14 protein-coding genes are annotated in these 19,513 nt (G+C 38.3%); 10 read left to right on the forward strand and 4 right to left on the reverse strand.

Features of this window, described 5'->3' with window-relative positions; all coding sequences use genetic code 11:
* Window positions 1-884 precede the first annotated feature (884 nt).
* The 5 genes from DPX34_RS05910 (at window position 885) to DPX34_RS05930 (ending at window position 4,951) form a co-directional block, all read left to right on the forward strand.
* Window positions 885-1,778 carry a hypothetical protein gene (locus tag DPX34_RS05910; protein ID WP_111977495.1) on the forward strand — a complete coding sequence of 298 codons (894 nt, stop codon included), beginning with the start codon at window positions 885-887 and terminating at the stop codon, window positions 1,776-1,778.
* 539 nt (window positions 1,779-2,317) lie between these two features.
* A complete protein-coding gene (locus DPX34_RS05915; protein WP_111977496.1) occupies window positions 2,318-2,674 on the forward strand; it encodes an energy transducer TonB in 357 nt (118 codons plus the stop codon).
* 333 nt (window positions 2,675-3,007) lie between these two features.
* Complete coding sequence (locus DPX34_RS05920; protein WP_111977497.1) at window positions 3,008-3,568, forward strand: tetratricopeptide repeat protein; 561 nt, start codon at window positions 3,008-3,010, stop codon at window positions 3,566-3,568.
* A gap of 191 nt (window positions 3,569-3,759) precedes the next feature.
* A complete protein-coding gene (locus tag DPX34_RS05925; RefSeq protein ID WP_111977498.1) occupies window positions 3,760-4,134 on the forward strand; it encodes a DUF805 domain-containing protein in 375 nt (124 codons plus the stop codon).
* 82 nt (window positions 4,135-4,216) lie between these two features.
* Window positions 4,217-4,951 carry a hypothetical protein gene (locus tag DPX34_RS05930; RefSeq protein WP_157964630.1) on the forward strand — a complete coding sequence of 245 codons (735 nt, stop codon included), beginning with the start codon at window positions 4,217-4,219 and terminating at the stop codon, window positions 4,949-4,951.
* A 274-nt stretch (window positions 4,952-5,225) separates the two neighbouring features.
* On the opposite strand, the gene DPX34_RS05935 is transcribed toward DPX34_RS05930, so the two are convergent.
* Window positions 5,226-6,191: a LysR family transcriptional regulator gene (locus tag DPX34_RS05935; protein WP_232824670.1), complete on the reverse strand. Its 966-nt coding sequence runs from the start codon at window positions 6,189-6,191 to the stop codon at window positions 5,226-5,228.
* 39 nt (window positions 6,192-6,230) lie between these two features.
* On the opposite strand from DPX34_RS05935, the gene DPX34_RS05940 reads away from it, so the two are divergent.
* The gene (locus DPX34_RS05940) at window positions 6,231-6,509 is read left to right on the forward strand and encodes a DUF1330 domain-containing protein (protein ID WP_111977500.1); all 279 of its coding nucleotides are present in this window, start codon (window positions 6,231-6,233) and stop codon (window positions 6,507-6,509) included.
* 178 nt (window positions 6,510-6,687) lie between these two features.
* Here the strand turns inward: DPX34_RS05940 and DPX34_RS05945 are convergent, their stop codons facing one another.
* On the reverse strand, window positions 6,688-8,412 hold the full coding sequence (locus DPX34_RS05945) for a putative bifunctional diguanylate cyclase/phosphodiesterase (RefSeq protein ID WP_111977501.1): 1,725 nt from the start codon (window positions 8,410-8,412) through the stop codon (window positions 6,688-6,690).
* Window positions 8,413-8,803: 391 nt separating this feature from the next.
* Window positions 8,804-10,495, reverse strand: coding sequence for a methyl-accepting chemotaxis protein (locus DPX34_RS05950; protein ID WP_111977502.1), 1,692 nt, complete (start codon window positions 10,493-10,495; stop codon window positions 8,804-8,806).
* A gap of 422 nt (window positions 10,496-10,917) precedes the next feature.
* Between DPX34_RS05950 and DPX34_RS05955 the strand changes: the two genes are divergently transcribed.
* The 4 genes from DPX34_RS05955 to DPX34_RS05970 all read left to right on the forward strand — a co-directional run bounded on the left by DPX34_RS05955 (window position 10,918) and on the right by DPX34_RS05970 (window position 16,882).
* On the forward strand, window positions 10,918-11,532 hold the full coding sequence (locus DPX34_RS05955) for a hypothetical protein (RefSeq protein ID WP_111977503.1): 615 nt from the start codon (window positions 10,918-10,920) through the stop codon (window positions 11,530-11,532).
* 265 nt (window positions 11,533-11,797) lie between these two features.
* Window positions 11,798-13,873, forward strand: coding sequence for an agarase (locus DPX34_RS05960; RefSeq protein ID WP_111977504.1), 2,076 nt, complete (start codon window positions 11,798-11,800; stop codon window positions 13,871-13,873).
* Window positions 13,874-14,059: 186 nt separating this feature from the next.
* Window positions 14,060-15,772 carry a sulfatase-like hydrolase/transferase gene (locus DPX34_RS05965; RefSeq protein WP_111977505.1) on the forward strand — a complete coding sequence of 571 codons (1,713 nt, stop codon included), beginning with the start codon at window positions 14,060-14,062 and terminating at the stop codon, window positions 15,770-15,772.
* Between the two features lie 477 nt (window positions 15,773-16,249).
* Window positions 16,250-16,882 (forward strand): RpiB/LacA/LacB family sugar-phosphate isomerase, encoded by a 633-nt coding sequence (locus DPX34_RS05970; protein WP_111977506.1) that lies wholly within the window; start codon window positions 16,250-16,252, stop codon window positions 16,880-16,882.
* Between the two features lie 130 nt (window positions 16,883-17,012).
* Here the strand turns inward: DPX34_RS05970 and rnr are convergent, their stop codons facing one another.
* Window positions 17,013-19,301: a ribonuclease R gene (rnr, locus tag DPX34_RS05975; RefSeq protein WP_198673641.1), complete on the reverse strand. Its 2,289-nt coding sequence runs from the start codon at window positions 19,299-19,301 to the stop codon at window positions 17,013-17,015.
* Between the last annotated feature and the right edge of the window lie 212 nt (window positions 19,302-19,513).

Below are 19,513 nucleotides of genomic sequence, written 5' to 3' on the forward strand. Positions count from 1 at the left end.
ATGGTAAGGGTTAAATTGGCGACTGCGTTCAACCAATTTCACGCTTCGAGCCATTGAAAAAAGTGTTTTAGGATCAAAAATGGCTTGGATTTTATCTGTTAAAGTTGTAAGTTTCATTGTCTTCGCGTTTGTTTGTCTTTTTATCAGTTTTGGTGAACCAATAAGATCACAAATTGAGCGCGAAGACACCTCTTTTTTTCTTAAGATCCTACATATGAAATCCATTTAGGCGGCCCCAATCACATAGTAGAGCATATGCTCATGGCGTCTCGAAGCTTGCCTGCATGGATGCAGGTAAGGGGCGAGAGCAGGACGCGGTAGCTTTGACGGCTTTGCTTACATGGATGTAAGTACTTCGGTTTCGTCTGGAACGAGAAACCTGCCCCTAAAACCCGATCGCTTTGACTATATTGTTCGAGTTTTTTACGTAAGCGCGACATAGACACTCTAACCGAAGCATCTTCAGTTGAATTAAAATCAGTTGTTTTGCCAAACACCTCGATGACTATTTCAATTTCTTTTAGGTGCTTGGCTTCATTTAAGCCGCTTTCTAATCTATCGGTTTTTTTTTGCAGTAAAAAAATCGAATAATTTACTTAAATTCGCCAATCGGGCTAAAGTTCCACTTTTTTTGTTTTGCTGCGCCTGCAATGCAATGACAGATGGAATATAGCTCATTAAATCTATCCTGTTCAATGCTAGGGATACACTTAACATGACCTATAACGTTAAAGATAACCTGTAACGTTACGTCACTTAAATAAATTGACAAATAAATTCATAAGTGAATTTATATTTTTATAAGTGTATATTTAAATAATAACAATTACTTTGTGTTTAGTTGCAACTGGGTTGAATCATTTATAGATCAAGGTTAAACAATAATGAAAACGTTAATAACAATATGCTTACTGTTTGTTGCAAATATTGCATTTGCAACAGGATGGAATTACAACAACAATCGGATAGCGATCAGCGCCGATGGTAATAATCAGCCTGATAAATTACATTTTTGGCCAAGAGCCGACCCTGATGATTGGGGCGCAACACCGGCTACCTTAGCCATAATAGCCAAGCTAAAACGCCAGCATAATTTAGTGCATTTCTCGTACAACAACTTTATCGATTCAGCGGCTCATACCACAGCAATAAATGAAATGGCAGTTGGCATACAAGGGGCGATTAAACATTGGCATTACGATAATGCTAATTTCTTTGATGTGACAACTCACTACAAACATGCACTCAACCATTTGGTTAAGGTTATTGAAGTATCCACTAAAGATGACCCTTTATATTTTGTGCATATGGGGCCGGCAGAGTTTTTTTATCGAGCGGTGAAACAAGTTATTGCCCACGGTAAAATCGACAGTTTAGCCCATGTTTATGTGTTATCACATAGTGGTTATAACGATAACCATTTACGCCGTGGTGACAGCCAGTATGATAAAAACCCAGTACCAGATAGCGAAAAACACCATACGTTACCCCAAGCCATCAAACTCAGTGGTGATCGCATTCAATATCGTCGAATTAAAGATCAAAATGGTCAATGGGATCCAAATTTATTATGGAATTCAAAACAGGATTGGTCGGTATGGCAATGGATGAAAAATCATTCAGATGAAAGTGTATCGTGGATGTATCAGCGTATGCAAAGACACCCTGATCAGGTCGCCGATATTTCTGATGCCGGTATGGTGTATTTTTTGTTATTAGGTGACGAAAATGGCAGCCCTGAAAAATTTAAACACTTCATCGGCCAAGGTATTAATTAAACATTAACTAAGCCTTTAAGCCACTTAAAGTGCACACGGTTTTGGGTTGATACCAGCATGCTTTATTAATAGATGTCTTAGAAACATGCATATATAGTCTTCTCGCTCAGGTTTTATGGTTCATTGTCAGCGCTTACTCGCCCCAATCACATAATAGAGCATATGCTCATGGGGTCTCGCCCCTTGCCTGCATGGATGCAGGTAAGGGGCGAGAGCAGGACGCGGTAGCTTTGACGGCTTTGCTTACATGGATGTAAGTACTTCGGTTTCGTCTGGAACGAGAAACCTGCCCCTAAAACCCGATCGCTTTGACTATAGCACTGTATTTATGTGCAAGTCCTGTTCTTTGCTCCTCTATTCAAGAAAATGCGCAAGTTGCGAATTTTTATCGTTGATAACCTTTTATCAGTAAACAAACAATATCAATAGTAATTCGTTTGCGTGTTTGTTAAAAATATAGTCAGTATAATAATGCGCGCGGATTTGGTAGGAAAATGCGCACATCGCGCATAATTAAGCGTTAGCAATATAGGAAAGCTATGAAAAAACTTTTAGTAATAGTATTCGCGTTATTTTTAGTATCGTGCGCTAGTACAGAAAATCAAAATACAAGCTTTATTCGAATGGAACCTGTATACCCTGAGTTCGCACTAAGAAATGGAATCAGAGGTTGGGTGAAGTTAGGGTTTGATATAACGTCTGAAGGATATGTTGAAAATGTCAAAGTATTGGATGCAAAACCACAAGGTGTTTTTGAAAGATCAGCTCGTAGAGCACTAAAGAAGTGGCGATACAGACCTAAAATAGTAGATGGTAAAGCCATAGAAGAAAAAGGGCTAGATGTAACTTTGACATTTGGTTTGAGCATAGTAAACATTGATAACAACACGCCCTGAGGTGGGCAGCAAGCATTAAAGTTTACTTTCTACCGCATATTTTAAGAGCTGTGACTCCTTACTTTTCAAGGCTTCTAGATAGGTTGATTCATCATCTGCAGTGCTGGTTTTCCAGCACTAAACTCATTCGGGACCATCTCAGCAGGCACTAATAAACCAGTTGCGCATTTTATCGTTGTTAAATTTTCATCTGTAAATAAACAATATAAATAGCAATGCGTTAGCGTATTTGTTAAAAATACAGTCAGTATAATAATGCGCGCGGATTGAGCAGAAAAATGCGAAAATCACGCACTATTAAGCGTTATGTTTTAATCAAATTCGGGGCTATTAATGACAAAAGAGGAAGGGTTAATTCGTGCTGGGGCAGATGCGATTATTGCAGCAGATTGGGATTTAGCAGTCTCTCTGTTTACTCAAGCATATAACCTAGGGAGTGGCAGCGCTGCTTTTAATCTAAGTGAAATGTACAAGACGGGTATGGGTGTTGTTCGAGACCATGATAAACAGCAGTATTGGCTTGACCGCGCCAAAGAACTTGGATTTGTACCAAAATTTAAGATAGACCCCAAGTCAAATGAACTTTTTTATCAAGCTATAGACGCTAGCAGAGCTAACGATTGGAATTTAGCTGTGTCACTCTACACTGAATCATATAACCTAGGGAATGGCAGCGCTGCATTTAATTTAAGTGAAATGTACAAGTCTGGTAAGGGCGTAGCTCAAGACCATGATAAACAGCAGTATTGGCTCGAACGATCTAAAGCACTAGGGTATATACCAAAACCAAATAGAGATTTAAATGTGTGTAAGAACGTTCCTAAGCCAAAGAAAGTAATACCTAAAAAACAAACTTTAATAGATAGGGTTCTGTCTTTATTTCGTAGTCCTTAAAACATAACAATTCATGCGGGACAGGCACTAATAAACCTAGGATTTTAAGCCTTTAGTTAGGGTACTAACGATACCAGTAGCACACGTTTTTGGTTATATCAGCAATAAGTCAAAGTGGTGCTTTATTAATGGATATCCTAGAAACACGCACGCACTATTAAGCGTATATTTTTAATCGAGTCTAGGTGTAAATGGATAATCAAATAATTAATGATAAGCCTATTGCGGTGAACAAATGTCAAAAGATAATTTACGGTCGCAGCGACTTTTTCTGGGGTATGGTTTTGATCTGGATTGCTTTACCTATATTTGCATCACTAATTATGCTGTATTTTGGAATTGATCTCGGCGGCATAGAAAAAAAGGTTAAACTCTACGAGTCTGGAAATATAGCAAAGGGCTTTCAGTTTAACTTTTTTTCTGTCTGGTACTTACAGATACCCTTACATATTTACCTTTGTTTTAAGCGTGTTTCAGATATGGGGCTTAACAAGTGGTTTACTGCTCTATTTTGTATACCAGTAATACATTTAGCTTTACTGGTATGGCCAAGTAAAAAAATATAATCGGGTAGCCAAGGGTATCTAAACCTCAGCCCCCACAACATAATTCTACAAGCTAGTTAGCACTACTCACGGAGTTTAGAGTTTGATTCTCAATAAATTGAAATGGATTTTAGTTATATTTACTCTTGTTTTTTCTGGGTATTGGTATCTTTTAGAGTTTCCATCTTTTCTATATTCACATAAATTCATTAACGATAATTTGGTTATCCATAGTGATAAAGCGATCCCGAAAAACATTAAGACAATAACAGATGAAGTTCTAATACGTTTAAAAAGATCTGAATTATATAGCGCCGAACAAACATATAACGTTTATATACCAACTGAATATTGGCGTTGGGGTATTGTATCAATGCCTATTTACTATCAAAACGTTGGTGCATTCTGTATCGGGAATAATCATAATATTTTTTTTAGACCTTCAGATATCGCAGGTAACACATTAATTCCACCTTCAGGTAAACTTGCAGATGCACAAGAAAGAGATTTAATTTACTTCATTACACATGAAGTTGGACACGCATTAATGTTTGAACGTGTAGGTGTTATTTCACACTTTAGCGATCTGCCCAAATGGTTAAGAGAGGGATACCCTGATTATATTGCGAAAGAATCCTTCGATTTTGAAGATAACCTAGATCAATTTAATAATAACGAATGGCGGTTAACTGAAAAGTCAGGGCTTTACGTTAGGTATCATTTATTTGTTTCTCTACTTCTCGACAAAGAAGGCTACAGCCTAAACGAACTTATAGATAGAGCTCCAGATAAAAGTGAAATTTTAAATTTATTAAAATCTTATAGTGATAAAAAGTAGTGCTAATCGGTAGCCAAGGATGTGCATATAACACAGCAGCCAATGTATTAAATGGCCTTGTAGAGTTGAAGCTTTTTACAAAGAAAAAAGAAGGTAGAGAGTGGGTTTATAGCATGTTAAGCCAGAAGAAAATTCTTAAGTCTTGGAAAAGCTAATCGGTAACCTAAAGTATCCCCCCCTCTACCCGCGCATAATAAATCCACTTAATTTTTAGCGCGTAATTAAATAGGCAAGCGATAATTTATAGGGTATACCCAACTTAGATACTCCCGTGCTACAAACCCTCAATAAGCCTGCAAATCAATTGGTGAAATCGAGTGATATAAATTGGTTTCTCACTTTTATAAGCGTGTAATGTATAAATGGGCCATTGTGATCCCGAAAAATTCGGGGCAATTTGCATCAAATCGCCGCTCTTAATTAAGGGTTGAGCAACGACATGCGGGATCAAAGCAAACCCCATATGCATCATGACCATTTCAATGGTCGTAAGCAATGTATTCGTTTTTGAAAACTGTTTTAATCTAATGATATCTACCGAGCCATTAGTATTATCGGTGACTTCAACACGCGCTTGTTGCCATCCTGTGGCAATCCAATTGTAATGACACAAGTCTTGAGCGTGCTGAATGTTAGGGTTTCGATTTATATAAAGCGGCGTTGCACAAAAAATTTCAGTTAAGTTTCCGGCTGGTAATGCCCGATAAGTACTATCAGGCAGTTCTCCGATGTGTACCGCGATATCGATTTTATGACTGATCAAATCTAAACTCGAATCATCGGCAATTAACTCAGGCTCTAAACCTGGAAACTCTCGACATAGCTGTTCGATGGCGGGCAAAATGACCGCCTTTTGTAAACTAAAAGGATACGTTATTACAACTCGACCTTTTGGCACTTCGCCTGCATTTTTAAGATCATTAAATAATAAATCAACTTGATCTTGAAGTACTAAACACCGTTTAACCACTTTTTCACCAATCGGTGTGATCGATACCCCTCTTGTTGTTCGGTTTAATAATCGAACACCTAATTCAGATTCCAGCAAGGTAATTTGCTGACTAACTGCCGATTTTGAAATATTTAAGTGCTTAGCCGCCTGTGTGAAAGACTTTTTAGAGACGACGGTGCTGAAAACCATTAGGCGAGATAATTGCTTACTCGTGTTCATTATTCTTAACTTAGAGTTTAATTTTTTATTATTGTCTTGATTAAACGCCACGAGCATAATAAATGTCAAGATTTACTCACATCCTATTAAACCTAAACAGGAAAAAATATGACAACTTATGTAGTAATTGGTTTTAACATCAAAGATACCGAAAAATTAAAAGCGTACAGTACACAAGCGGCCCCGACCGTAGCAAAATTTGAAGGTGAATTTTTAGTTAAAGGCAGTGTATTGCCGCTATGCGGGCAATACGATTATAACGTTCAAGCGATAATCCAATTTCCGAGTAAAGAACTCGCGGAATCTTGGTATGCTTCTGAAGAATATCAAGCATTAATTCCATTACGAACGCAGGCAATAGACTGTCATTTTCAAATAATAGAGTAAATAAAACACTGGATTAATCGCATTAAATTTACGCTGAATCACTAATAAGTAGGAAGCAATCACACAAGTAGCTTATATTAGACTGTATTGCTTACCGACAGATTGTCTTCTTAACATCATAAACACTGTAAACTTAACAGCTCGGTGATGAGCGGCGCTAAATCAATCTAACCCTTAACTAACGAATAGGCTCAATTAATATTAGTTTTTCGAAATCTGATGGGGGTATGGGTTTTGAAAACAAATAGCCTTGTATGATAGCACTGCTTGTTTGCTGTTGAATAAAACCTAAGTGTTGTTCCGTTTCAACGCCTTCACAGATCACTTTTAACTCTAAGCTCGCTGACAAAGCAAAAATGGCTTTGATAATGGCAGCATCTTGCTGATTGCAGGGTGCATTAAACACAAACGACTTATCTATTTTAATAAAATCGATCGGGAATTGAGTAAGATAACTTAACGATGAATACCCCGTACCAAAATCATCAAGCGCTATAGCAATGCCATGTGTTTGTAACCACTTCATCTGCTGTATTAATACATCATTTTCTAAAATTAACGCATATTCTGTAATTTCGATACCGATTTTTTCGTAGGGGATAGCCGAATAATCTAACTGCGCGACAAGCTGGTTGATAAAATCAATGTCGCATAAACTTTGTCCAGATAAATTAATAAATACAGGTGCGGGGTTAACCCCATTATGTAACCATTGCTTAACTTGTTTTATAACCGCGTTAACCACCCAACTATCGATACCTTGCATTTTGTTTTTGCTTTCGGCAAGTGGAATAAATTCCGCAGGTGAAATAGCGCCCATTGTTGGATGTTGCCAACGTAAAAGCGCCTCGCAGCTCACGATATTTTGAGCTTGATCGAACTGCGGTTGATAAACCAAACAAAACTCATTGTTTTCTGCGGCAGTATTTAGCGCAGACAAAATAGAATATGAACGTTGTAGTTGATGATCGAATTCTGGCTCATAAAACAAATATTGGTTTTTACCGGCATTTTTAGCGTGGTTCATGGCCGCTTCGGCGTTTTTTAAAAAATCGATATTTGAGTTAGATGCTTCAGGGTCAAATACCGCTTCGTTAATACAAATGCCCGCACTTAGCGTAATTATTTTCTGTTCGTTATTAACAGTGCAAGGGGTTCGGCCTGATTTTCGAATATTAGCAAGGGTTTGCTCAAGCAGATCAGACTGGGTATCTAGCGTTATTAAAATAACAAACACGTCACCACTGTATCGAGCAATATAATCTTGGGGTCTAATGCTACTGGTTAACCGTTCAACAACTTGTGCTATCACTTTGTCGCCAGCACTGTAACCATAAGCATTGTTAGTATGTGTTAAATCATCAATGCCTACAAAAATAGCAACGTGAGATTCTGGCTCCTTTGAATTAGTGGCTGTGAGTTTTTTTGCATAACTAAATAAACTGTCTTTGTTGTGCAAGCCCGTTTGTTTATCAAATTGAGTGAGGTATTTAACTTGTTTTTCTTTGTTGCGTTGCCCTGATAGATCAACATCAACACAATACATTTCAGGGTTATCTGTATGCTGATACAACATAACGTGGCTTGAATAAACAGGCACCAAATGATCTTGCTTGTGCTTTAATTCAAGTTCACCGGCAGGAATAGCAACGCCGTCATTAACCCAAGCGTGGTGAGCATCAATAACACCTTGGCGCATAAAATCCGGAATAATTAGGTCTTCTAGCAGATTACCCATTGCTTCTGCTTCAGTGTAGCCATAGAGCAACTCACTGGCGTGGTTCCAATATACAACCCGACGATCTTTATCGTATCCCTGCACCGACACGTTAGGCAACGCGGTTAACAACGCCCTGAAATGCTCATCGTTTTGTTGAATAATATTATTTTCAAATTTATTCATCGCTAACTCCAAGTTCCCTTATTAGTTATACCCAAGTGACTTTAAGCTGCAGGATTCAGTGGGAATTTAAATTGATTTAGGCACAGCTTCCGCATCCTGCTCACGCTAAGCACCTACGTCCTGTAGGCGAGGCAAACAGATGCAAGTTTAACGGGTTAAATTAAGTCTGTTTAACACAGCATAAATCAATTTAAAACCCACCGGGACGGAGCCCCTGAGCGCTTTTACTTCGTTGTTGTATTAACTTGAAAGGGGACTACATTCCTGCCTTAATACGCCTAGAATTAAAATCGCTCAGGGACTCTGAACTCGCATCTTGAAGTGACTTGGGTATAAAAGTAACAATGTGTCCTTAACTATAACTAATAGTCTCGATTAACTTTAAAATCAATTAAACCGTAAAGCTTCCCATTTCTTCAGTTAGCGTTTTAACATTTAATTTAAGGTTATTACCCGTTTCGGTGACAATTCTGACTTCTTGTTCAGTGTTACCCGTTAGCTCTGCTAAGTCATGTAAGTTGGCATTCAAATCTTCAGTTACGCTCATTTGCTGCGATGCGGCAGTCGCGACAACCGCATTAACTTCATTTATCACTTGAATAGACCCATTCACTTTTTCAAGTGAAGATTGTGACGCTGCTGCGACTTCTTTCGCATCCAAACTTGAATCTTTAATAACCAACATGGCGGATGCCACCTTTCGAGCCCCTAATTGTAACTTATCGATCATGGCTTTAATTTCTACAGTGCTGTCTTGAGTTCGAATTGCAAGCGTTCTAACTTCATCGGCGACTACAGCAAAGCCACGACCTTGCTCACCCGCTCTTGCAGCTTCAATAGCGGCATTAAGCGCTAATAAATTAGTTTGCTCTGCTATTTGTTGAATAACTTTTAAAACCGTATCAATCTCGTCAGTTTCTTTTTCTAATTCATTCATCGCTAAAGACGATTGATTAATATCAACGTTTAAGTCATCTAATTTTTGTACCGCAGACATTAATGCTTCTGATGTATTAGTCGCTTCCTCACTGGCTATATTCGCGGCATTTGCAGCGGTATTCCCATGATTAGTTATTTCTTGTGCACTTGCGACCATTTCATAGATGACCTGATTCAAGTATTCTGTTTTAATGCGTTGCTCTTCAACTAAGTTCAAGCTCACTCGAGATGAATCATCTAACCTAATCGTTGCTTTATCTATAATTAATGCTTCATTTTTAACCGATTTGACTGTTTTATGTATTTTATTCAAAAAATCATTAAAGGACTTAGCACATCGACCGATCTCATCTTCAGACTCCACTCTCAGGCGATGAGTTAAATCACCTTCACCATGCGCAATGTCGTAAAGCGCTTCATTCATATTATCCAGTGGCTTTAAAGCGCGCATTACAGAGATAAAACAAACCATCAATGAAATAATAATAATGATGCATGCGGTAATGACCGTTTTCGTCATAATGCGTTCCAGTGTGGAATCAAAGCTTTTAATCTTAGCTTGAACCCCTACTTCAATATCATCAATAAAATACCCTGTTCCGATCAACCAATCATAACCTGGTATGTTTTGCGCATAGGCAAGTTTCGGGGCTTGTGTTTTATCACCCAATTTTTTAAACGCGGTGTAGTGAATAAAGCCCCCTCCTTGTTTAGCAACTTCAACCATTATATCAAGTGGATGCTTTTTGCCATCAAGCTTCACACGATCAATATTCAGCTTTTTTTTAGCTCTAGGCCCTACCCGACCATTAGCAATTGAATACATATCGTAACTATTTATAAAAAAATAAGTGCCATCACCAAAATTAAGGTTAAGTAAATAAGATATAACCGCTTGATCACGTTCAACTGAAGCTGGGCGATTTAAAATATCTTGCATGCCAGACAACGCAACTAAAACAATAGATTTAAGCTCATTCTTTTTTTGAGCGAGTAATGCATGGCGTTCATGTTCGATTTGCTGTTGTTTAAAGGATCCAAGCTCTGAAATTGTGCCCCAAGACAAGACGACCGAAATAACAATTAAAGGCAAGCTACAAATTAGTAGCATCTTGTTTTTCAAAAGTTTTAATTTTTTAAACATATGCACTCCAAACTTGGGTTGTAGTAACCGATAATTAACTCATCAAACTTTGTCACAAATAGCCACCTCAACTTAATAAGCATGATGGCAAAAACAGGTTTAAGCGGGTGAACATTGATAATCTTAAATAAACAGTCAAAAACATAAAACTTCATTGTCGCGATATAACATTTTACTGAATTAATTATAAATCAAAGTATAGCTAACCTTACCAAACTTGCTTACCCGTATGGTTAAAATAGGTTAATTACATTCACAAACCAACCTCATTCAAACTTACACAAACCAATAACAACCTAGCATGACCGGTTTAAGCTGTTTTTATTTATCATTCCCCCCTGTAAACTTAGATAACCTCAACTCACTAAAATAACAACAAAAACAAGTTACTTTGCAAGCTTGCTATTAAAAGGACCATTTTGATGAAAATAGATATTAATAAAGTCGAGTTAAAATTAACCGATACCGACGACCCAATCGCAACACAAATAAAATGGACCCCCGCTAAAGAAGGCGGCTCAAACTTTAAAACCAGCACGTTAGAAACCATTGATAATCAAAAAATAAGTATCAAACCATCACCTTTTTTTCGCTTGTTTTTAGGCGCTTTTGTTGGCTTTGGTTTTTTGTTTGCTATAACAGGGGCAATTAACGGTGACATAATGCAAACTATTTTTAGTGCTATTTTTGCCGCCATACCTTTTAAACTCTTAGCGAAAGAACTTAAAACGATCTATTTTGATAAGGCCAACAATTCAATATATGAAAAGAAGCACGTTGCGCTACAAAAATTCGATCCGTCGCCTTTATTATCTGAAAATATTAATGAGGTACATGCCATACAAATTGTGGGGGAACACGTGAGCAGTAAAGGAAGCGGTGGACGAACATCGAATTACAATAGTTATGAAATCAATTTGGTTTTCAAAAATTTACGACGGGTTTGTATTATCGATCACGCTCAACATAATTCTATTCTTGAAGACGCTCAAACAATATCAACCTTTTTAAACGTTCCGCTCTGGGATGCAACCTAAAGTGTTCTAACAAAAACCGGTATGATTAAAAATCATTTAAAATAAACGTTAAGTGACTTCAGGGTTTGGACGACTTTAAGCCATTATTTTTATAATATCGCATAACCGCCAGCCCTAAGCCGATTAATACGAGCAACGACAAGATAAAAGCAGCACCCGCCGTTTCATTACTACTCACCTCGTTAGCAATCGTCATGCATACATAGTTGATTTCGAATTTAGCATCTATACTTTTTTAACATTAATTAATTGCTTGAGGCTGCTTATGCACTCATTCACGTTAACGGCTTTATTTGTATCGACAGTAACTTTATTTCTGTGCAGTTTAAACACAATAGCCGCCCCCGGCACACCAGTTAAAATACAAATCAATACCGAGGTGACGCATAAAGTTGGCACATTTGATCAATTTGAGCGAGAGCGTTATATCACGATCCACGAAACCAATAATGGCCACGACTGGTGGGGAAAAAACCCACAAAGCCTCAATCAAGAAAATGAGCTTGAAAACTTAATCGGCGAAGTTATGGATAAACGCGATGTCTATTTTGGCCGTGATACGGGCTCAATGAAATGGATAGTCATTAACACAGAAGAAGATCCAAATCGTAAAGGCTGGGCCAATAGCGATACACTAAAAAAATTAGGTGGTGATTATCGGTGGTGGTACAACAATAACCCTGATGAACAAGCAAAAGTGGCGCTCGCTTACGAAAAACGTAACTCTCGGCTTATAGTCGGCGCACAACAACGCCCATACTGGCCAGACGGTGGCGCAAAAGTAGGCACGTTTATCAAAAAACCGTGGCATTTTGCGACAACAGATACCCCAGAAGAACCGCTAGGCAGTGCGGTTGGCGATTTTATGGGGCAATACATCGCCCAATTTTTTCGTGGCCGTAACAGCGATTCAGTCGGACAACTCAAGCCTAAATATATCGAAATAATGAATGAGCCTTTATTTGAACTCGTCGAATACCCAGGTAACCATCATGCAGCAACCGTTGATCAAGTTATGCGCTTTCACGCTAACGTGGCCGACGAAATTCGCAAACATGATAAAGAAGTACTGATTGGCGGCTATACTGTCGCATTTCCGAATTATGAAGTAGACAACTTTAATGAGTGGGAAACAATCGATAAGCACTTTATGGAAGTCGCCGGCAAAAAGATGGACTTTATTAGCATCCATTTATACGATTTTCCGAATATTCCGTACGGCAGTGTTACTCGTGAACAATATCGCAAAGGCTCAAATATGGAAGCCACACTGGATATGCTAGATGCTTACATGGCGATTGAATGGCAAACCTTAATACCCATTGTCGTGTCAGAATACGGCTCACAATTACACGGCATGTATAACCAACCTTGGAGCTCAGAACGTGATTGGCTGCAATTAAAAGCCTTTAATGCCATGATCATGCAATTTTTAGAACGCCCCGATCGCATTGAACAATCATTACCCTTTATTCCGCTCAAAGCAGAATGGGGACGAAATGCACCAGATATACCCTATTATTGGCGGTTAATGATCCAACAAAAAGAACGACCGGGGCAAACAGGCGAAAAGTGGACATTCTCCGATTTGATTTATTTTTATGACTTATGGAACGGCGTAAGCGGTAAACGCTTAGATACCCGCGCCACCGATCCGGATATTCAAGTCGATGCTTATTTAAACGACAAAACACTCTATGTTATTGCTAATAGTTTAGAGTTTGCCGACTCCGCACTCGATTTATCGATGTTAGGTATTCAAGCAAAGAATATAAAACACGTAACACAACGCGTTTTATATTTAGGTGATGACAAGATCGTTAAATATAAAGAGAAATCATTAGGCAATCAGTTCCCTAAAAACCTAACTTTACAAGGCGAAGCCACCATTGTGTTAGTTATTGAACTCGAGAATGCCGTCAAGCAAAAATATTATTTACAAGAAAGTCGTCATTATGCCGACAAAATGACACAAACGATAAGCGCAAACAAAATACAGAGCTTTAAAGTGAATGGATTAGATGTCGCTAAGCAAGGAGATGCTATTTTACGTTTAGGTGTGGGGCGAGACTTTACCAAAAGTTTAACGCCGACAATTAAAATAAATGGTTCTTTAATTAATTTACCTGATGACTTTAGAGGTTATGATCAAAACCATAATGCCGCAGGTGAAAAAGGCAAAGCCAGAAATAGCTTCTTTGGGGTGCTAGAGATCCCTTTCCCTTATAGATTACTGAAAAAAGACAATAATGTTGACGTTACTTTTGCAGATGATGGAGGAAAAATATCAACCGTTATCATCCAAAATATTCAACATAGCGCAGTTTTACCCCGTCGATAAAATTCAGTACAAAAATAGACTCAAGTAACTTGGGTTTAGCACCAAGTTACTTTCATGCACTAAAAAGCGGTTTTATTTTGAATATGAGTCTTAATGATTGAATTCAAGAAACGATAAATTAAAAGTGTAATTAAATAAAAGTTAACCTATACTCAAGCTACATTGTCAACAACATACAATATTATTATGAAAAAATGCATTTCAATATTATCGATTTTACTCTTTACGCTGATCGCGTTTACTAGCCAAAGTGCAGATAAACGACCTAATATTATCGTCATTTTATCGGATGATTCAGGCTATACCGATCTCGGTAGTTTTGGGGGGGAAATAGACACCCCAAACTTAGATCAACTTGCCAATGAAGGTATGCGCTTTAGTGACTTTTATACAAATGCTCGCTGCAGCCCGACGCGCGCAACCTTATTAACCGGTGTTGATGCTGCACATGTTGGCTTTGGCGGCGGTGTGGTGGGTGATTGGGTGCGCGAATTACCTTTTAAAGCGCACCGAGGTCGCTTACCTTACGAGCAACCGTTAATCTCTGAAATGTTAGGCAGTAATGGCTATCAAACATTAATGGTTGGTAAATGGCATTTAGGCGGCAGTTATATAAAAGAACAGCCTGAATTATTAAGCCCTTATTGGAAAAAAACACACCCACCTAGCATGAAATTAACGCAAGAAGAAATGGAGTTAGATTATTTAGCTTTGCCCCCTCAACGCGGCTTTCAAAAAAGCTTTGTATTTCATGGGGCGCAAGGCAACCTGTTTTACTTACCTGAAGATCAACACGAATACTACGAGGACAATCAAAAAGCGACACTCAAATACGATTACAACTATAAAATGCATTGTTACACCAATAATGCCTACAACAAAAAACGTTATGGTGGTTGTCATGGCAAGTCGGGTAAAGTGTTTCATGCAACCGACAGCATGACCGATCGCGCGGTTGACATGATTAACACAGCGGCTGCCGATCCTAAGCCTTTCTTTATGTATGTTGCGTATCGTGCACCACATAAACCTTTGCAAGCACCAGAAGATCTTGTGCAAAAATATTTAAAACGTTATGCCGATTTACAAAAAATAGCGGATGACAGACACAGTGGATTAATTAAAGCTGGCTTATTTTCTAAAGACGTTAACATCGCTAATAATAACTACTTATGGACAAAACAAGACCAAGCTAAAATAGAGAAATTTCGTTTACAGTCGGCCATTCATGCCGCCATGATGGAGAAAGTAGATGAGAATGTCGGCAAGCTGATCGCCGGTTTGAAAAAAACCGGTGAGTATGAAAACACGCTTATTTTATATTTTTCTGATAATGGAGCCGCTTCGCACATAGGTGATTTAATGAATTCGCCTTATAAAGGTGTTAAAGCCCTCTTATGGGAAGGCGGTGCACGTGCGCACGCCATTGCTAATTGGCCAGGTGTTATCAAACCCGGCACCATCACCAATGATCTGGTTTGGGTAGGTGATATTGTGCCTACTTTATTAGATATTACGAATACCCGTTTCCCAGAAAAATTTCACGGTGCGACGCCTAGAAAACCAGATGGTCGTAATGTGTTAGCCACACTTAAAGGTGAAAAAACAACAGCACCAGAAGCCATTTATTTTAACGATAAAGGCCAACAAAGTGTTATTTATCAGGGGCGTTGGAAACTGTTAATTGAAGCCGGTTGGTATTTGCAAACACTTAAAAAACCAGGCATTGCTTATGAGTTATATGACTTAAATAAAGACCCTGGTGAAACAAATAATTTAGCGAAGCAAAAACCGGAATTAGTTCAAAAGCTCACGGCAATGATCGACAAATGGACCAAAGAAAACCAAATTGTTAATTACGCAGAGATCATTAAAATTAAACCGAAAGACCCTTTTTAGTTAAAACGTATGCTAAGCACGGCTTAAACCTTAGGCCGTGCTTAAGTCCAATTTATGCGTATATCCTTTTTCTATACCTCTATACTTATATCATCGTCGTAAATAGCAGGTCACCTTACTGGGTTTAAAAACTCGATAACGGCGAATAAACATTAATAGATCCAATAAGGATTAAGCTGGAGCTTTTTTCTTAGGCTAACATTAATCACTTATGAGCGCGGATAAGTATCAAACAACCCGCTTAATTAAAAATATTTGCTTTATTAAACATCATTATTTTTCTTTTATACTCCGATACATTTCGTCAAGCTGCTTTTGCCAACCCCATTATTTTTAGTTCTAAACACCTTGTAAGAAAAATGACAATCCGAATAACATTGCAAATTTAGTACAAAACAAACAAATTAAATTAAATTAAATCAAAACAAACAAATAATTAATCTATACTAAGCCCATATATACTAATAGGAGTAAACAATGAAAATCGCACTCATGAATGAATTTAGTCAAGCGGCTAAAAATCCAATTGTATTAGCGCAATTACAAGCGGTAGGGCAAGAACAAGGTCACGATATTTTTAATGTGGGTATGAATGGCGACAATGATCACCGTTTAACGTATATCCACTTAGGTATTATCGCGAGTTTATTATTAAACAGTAAAGCCGTCGATTTTGTTGTGTCGGGTTGTGGTACTGGCCAAGGCGCTTTAATTTCATTAAATGCATACCCTGGTGTCGCATGTGGCTATTGTATTGACCCATCAGATGCCTTCTTATTTGCACAAATCAATAACGGCAACGCACTCGCGCTTCCTTTTGCTAAAGGATTTGGTTGGGGTGCAGAACTAAACATTAAATACATTTTTGAAAAAGCGTTTGGCGGCGAAAGAGGTCAAGGTTATCCACCAGAGCGTAAAGAATCACAAGTCACTAATGCGGGAATTTTAGATCAAGTCAAACTCGCTACCGCTAAAAGCTTTTTAGACGGTTTAAAAGCGTTAGATCCTGAATTAATAAAAACAGCGGTCGGTGGAGAACGTTTCCAGCAATGCTTCTTCGAAAACAGTAAAGATGAAGAAATAACGGCATTTGTTAAGCAGTTTGTTTAATCTATAGCCATTCATGCTATTGCTTAAATTAAGCCATTAAACATCATTTTAATGGCTTAAAATTATTAACGTACCAATACTCTCACAAACCAATACCCTCACAAACCAAAAGCATTTGTGAAGAAAATAATTAAAGAAGCTCAAATTCCATTTTTCGTTGACGTAAATCAACCGTTTTTAATACCACATCAACACGATCACCTAAGGCAAAACTCTGATCTTCATCGGCTATTTTTTGAGTTGCAGCATCATAAACAAATTCACCTGCACTAAAACTCATGATAGGCACTAAACCATCAATACCGAGTTCATCTAGCTCAACAAAAAAGCCAAAACTGGTTACGCCCGATATAGTGGCGCGATAGGTTTCACCAATAAAATCTTCCATGTAAGCGCATTTTAATGCGCTATCTACTTCACGGCTAATATCGTCGGCTTTTCTTGATTGCTCAGAACAGTGCGCACTCAATTTTTCAACTATTTCAAAGTCATATGGATAGGCTTTTTTACATAATTTTTTGCGACTTAATTTATCCAAACTCAAAAAGCTTAACAAACGTTGCCAATTTGATGTTTCGTCTGCATTTTTTTGCCCGTTAGACATCGCTTGAATTTTAGCGCGGATCGCGCGATGCGTTATTAAATCAGGATAACGTCTTATTGGCGACGTAAAGTGCGCATAAGCATCATACGCTAAGCCAAAATGCCCTTGGTTACTCGGCGAATATTCAGCCTGACTTTGTGAACGTAATAATAACGTATGGATCACACGAGCATCTTCCCGAGCATCAATTTTGGCAAGCAAGGCGTTATAATGTTGTGGTGTGGGTTTATCTCCCCCACCCAGCTCCAAACCTTTCTCTAATAAAAAAGCCCGCAGTGCATTTAACTTTTTAAGCTGAGGGCCGGCATGTATACGAAACAACCCCGGTATTTTATGTTCGGCTAAAAATTGAGCCGTTGCCACATTAGCGCACAACATACATTCTTCAATCATGCGATGAGCATCATTACGTAAAATAGGCTCAATGCTCTCAATTTTGTTTTGCTCATCAAGGTTGAGCATTGATTCTTGGGTTTCAAACTCGATTGCACCCCGTAACTGACGTGCATTGAGTAATTTTAAATATAATGTATGTAAGTTCGTAATTTGCGGTGTGATGGCCTGCATTGAATCAGTCACAAGCGTCTCAATTTTAGCCATCACCGATTCTGACATCACTTCAGTTAGGCTAGCGCCAGAACGTGCAACAATGCCATAAGCTTGATCATAAGTGAGTCGAGCATGAGAATGAATAACCCCCTCTGTGAAAGTCGATTTGATAACAATCCCTTCATCATTGATTGTCATATCACAAACTAAGACTAAACGGTCTTCATGCGGATTAAGCGAACATAACCCATTGGATAATGCTTCAGGCAACATAGGGATCACTTTGCCTGGACAATAAATAGAAGTGGCTCGCGTTTGTGCTTCTAAATCTAAAACATCATCCGGTTTCACATAATGCGAAACATCGGCAATAGCGACCAATAATTGCCAATGACCTTGTTCAATCGGCTGACAATACACCGCATCATCAAAATCACGAGCGTCTGCGCCATCGATAGTCACGAAAGGTAAAGCTCGATAATCGACTCGTGATAATTTATCTTGCTCTAATACTTTATCGCCCAAATTTTTAGCCTGCGATATCAGCTCGTCAGGCCAAACATCCGACACACCATGACGTCGTAAAGCAAGCTTCGTTTCCATGCCTGCAGAATGTGGATGACCTAATACTTCCGTTATTTCGACCTTAGTCGATTGGCGGTAAGTCGGGTAATATTTAATCGCAGCATTAACATACTCGCCAACCTGCGCATTAAGTAATGCATTGCCGTCGACATCTATCTTCTTGGTTATTTTATTGTTTTCAGGGATCAGAATATAATCTTGACCTTGTTTTTTTAATAAACCTGCAATGTGCGTTGTTTTATGTTCAAGTATTTTTAGCAAGCGATTTTGTGGACGCTTGCTATTACTATCTACAGGTGCCAGTAAAACCATTACTACATCACCATCAAATACATGACTAATTTGGTTTTGCGGTAAAAATAAATCTTTTTCGTCTTCCCCAATATTCACAAACCCAAACCCATCAGGATGAATACTAATAACGCCACTCACTAATCGCTTGGGATCAATAACTTCAAACCCGGTATGTTTGCTAAACATTAACTGACCATCGCGTTCCATTGCACGCAAACGCCTACGAAGCGCTTCTTTTTGTTCAGGCGTAGTTAATGATAGCTCACTCGCAATTTGCTCTCGGGTGAGGTGTTTTTTAGATTGGTTAAAAAGGCTTAAAATAAAATCACGATCAGGGATCGGGTTTTCATAGGTTCGTGGGGTGGATTGTTCGGCGGTTGGCTTCAAATTAATAAAATTCTCTTAAAATAGCCCATCGCTTTTTACGGTGTATCTTTAAACTTGGTATACAAAATAGTGGGAAAGATAGTGCGAAGTAAAGCTTAGGACAGTAATGATTCATGAAACGAATCGAAATAGTAAATAGTGCGTAAATGATAAAGATAGAAAGGTTTGTTAGGGGGTAAATCATTGCACTCATAATAAATTATGAGTGCAAA

This window comes from Algibacillus agarilyticus (assembly GCF_003286125.1).
Lineage (GTDB): Bacteria > Pseudomonadota > Gammaproteobacteria > Enterobacterales > Alteromonadaceae > Algibacillus > Algibacillus agarilyticus.

Excerpts from the sequence above, each read along its gene's own strand:
- DPX34_RS05910 (WP_111977495.1), top strand. The coding sequence starts at position 885 with ATGAAAACGTTAATAACAATATGCTTACTGTTTGTTGCAAATATTGCA.
- DPX34_RS05915 (WP_111977496.1), top strand. The coding sequence starts at position 2,318 with ATGAAAAAACTTTTAGTAATAGTATTCGCGTTATTTTTAGTATCGTGC.
- DPX34_RS05920 (WP_111977497.1), top strand. The coding sequence starts at position 3,008 with ATGACAAAAGAGGAAGGGTTAATTCGTGCTGGGGCAGATGCGATTATT.
- DPX34_RS05925 (WP_111977498.1), top strand. The coding sequence starts at position 3,760 with ATGGATAATCAAATAATTAATGATAAGCCTATTGCGGTGAACAAATGT.
- DPX34_RS05940 (WP_111977500.1), top strand. The coding sequence starts at position 6,231 with ATGACAACTTATGTAGTAATTGGTTTTAACATCAAAGATACCGAAAAA.
- DPX34_RS05945 (WP_111977501.1), bottom strand. The coding sequence starts at position 8,412 with ATGAATAAATTTGAAAATAATATTATTCAACAAAACGATGAGCATTTC.
- DPX34_RS05950 (WP_111977502.1), bottom strand. The coding sequence starts at position 10,495 with ATGTTTAAAAAATTAAAACTTTTGAAAAACAAGATGCTACTAATTTGT.
- DPX34_RS05955 (WP_111977503.1), top strand. The coding sequence starts at position 10,918 with ATGAAAATAGATATTAATAAAGTCGAGTTAAAATTAACCGATACCGAC.
- DPX34_RS05960 (WP_111977504.1), top strand. The coding sequence starts at position 11,798 with ATGCACTCATTCACGTTAACGGCTTTATTTGTATCGACAGTAACTTTA.
- DPX34_RS05965 (WP_111977505.1), top strand. The coding sequence starts at position 14,060 with ATGAAAAAATGCATTTCAATATTATCGATTTTACTCTTTACGCTGATC.
- DPX34_RS05970 (WP_111977506.1), top strand. The coding sequence starts at position 16,250 with ATGAAAATCGCACTCATGAATGAATTTAGTCAAGCGGCTAAAAATCCA.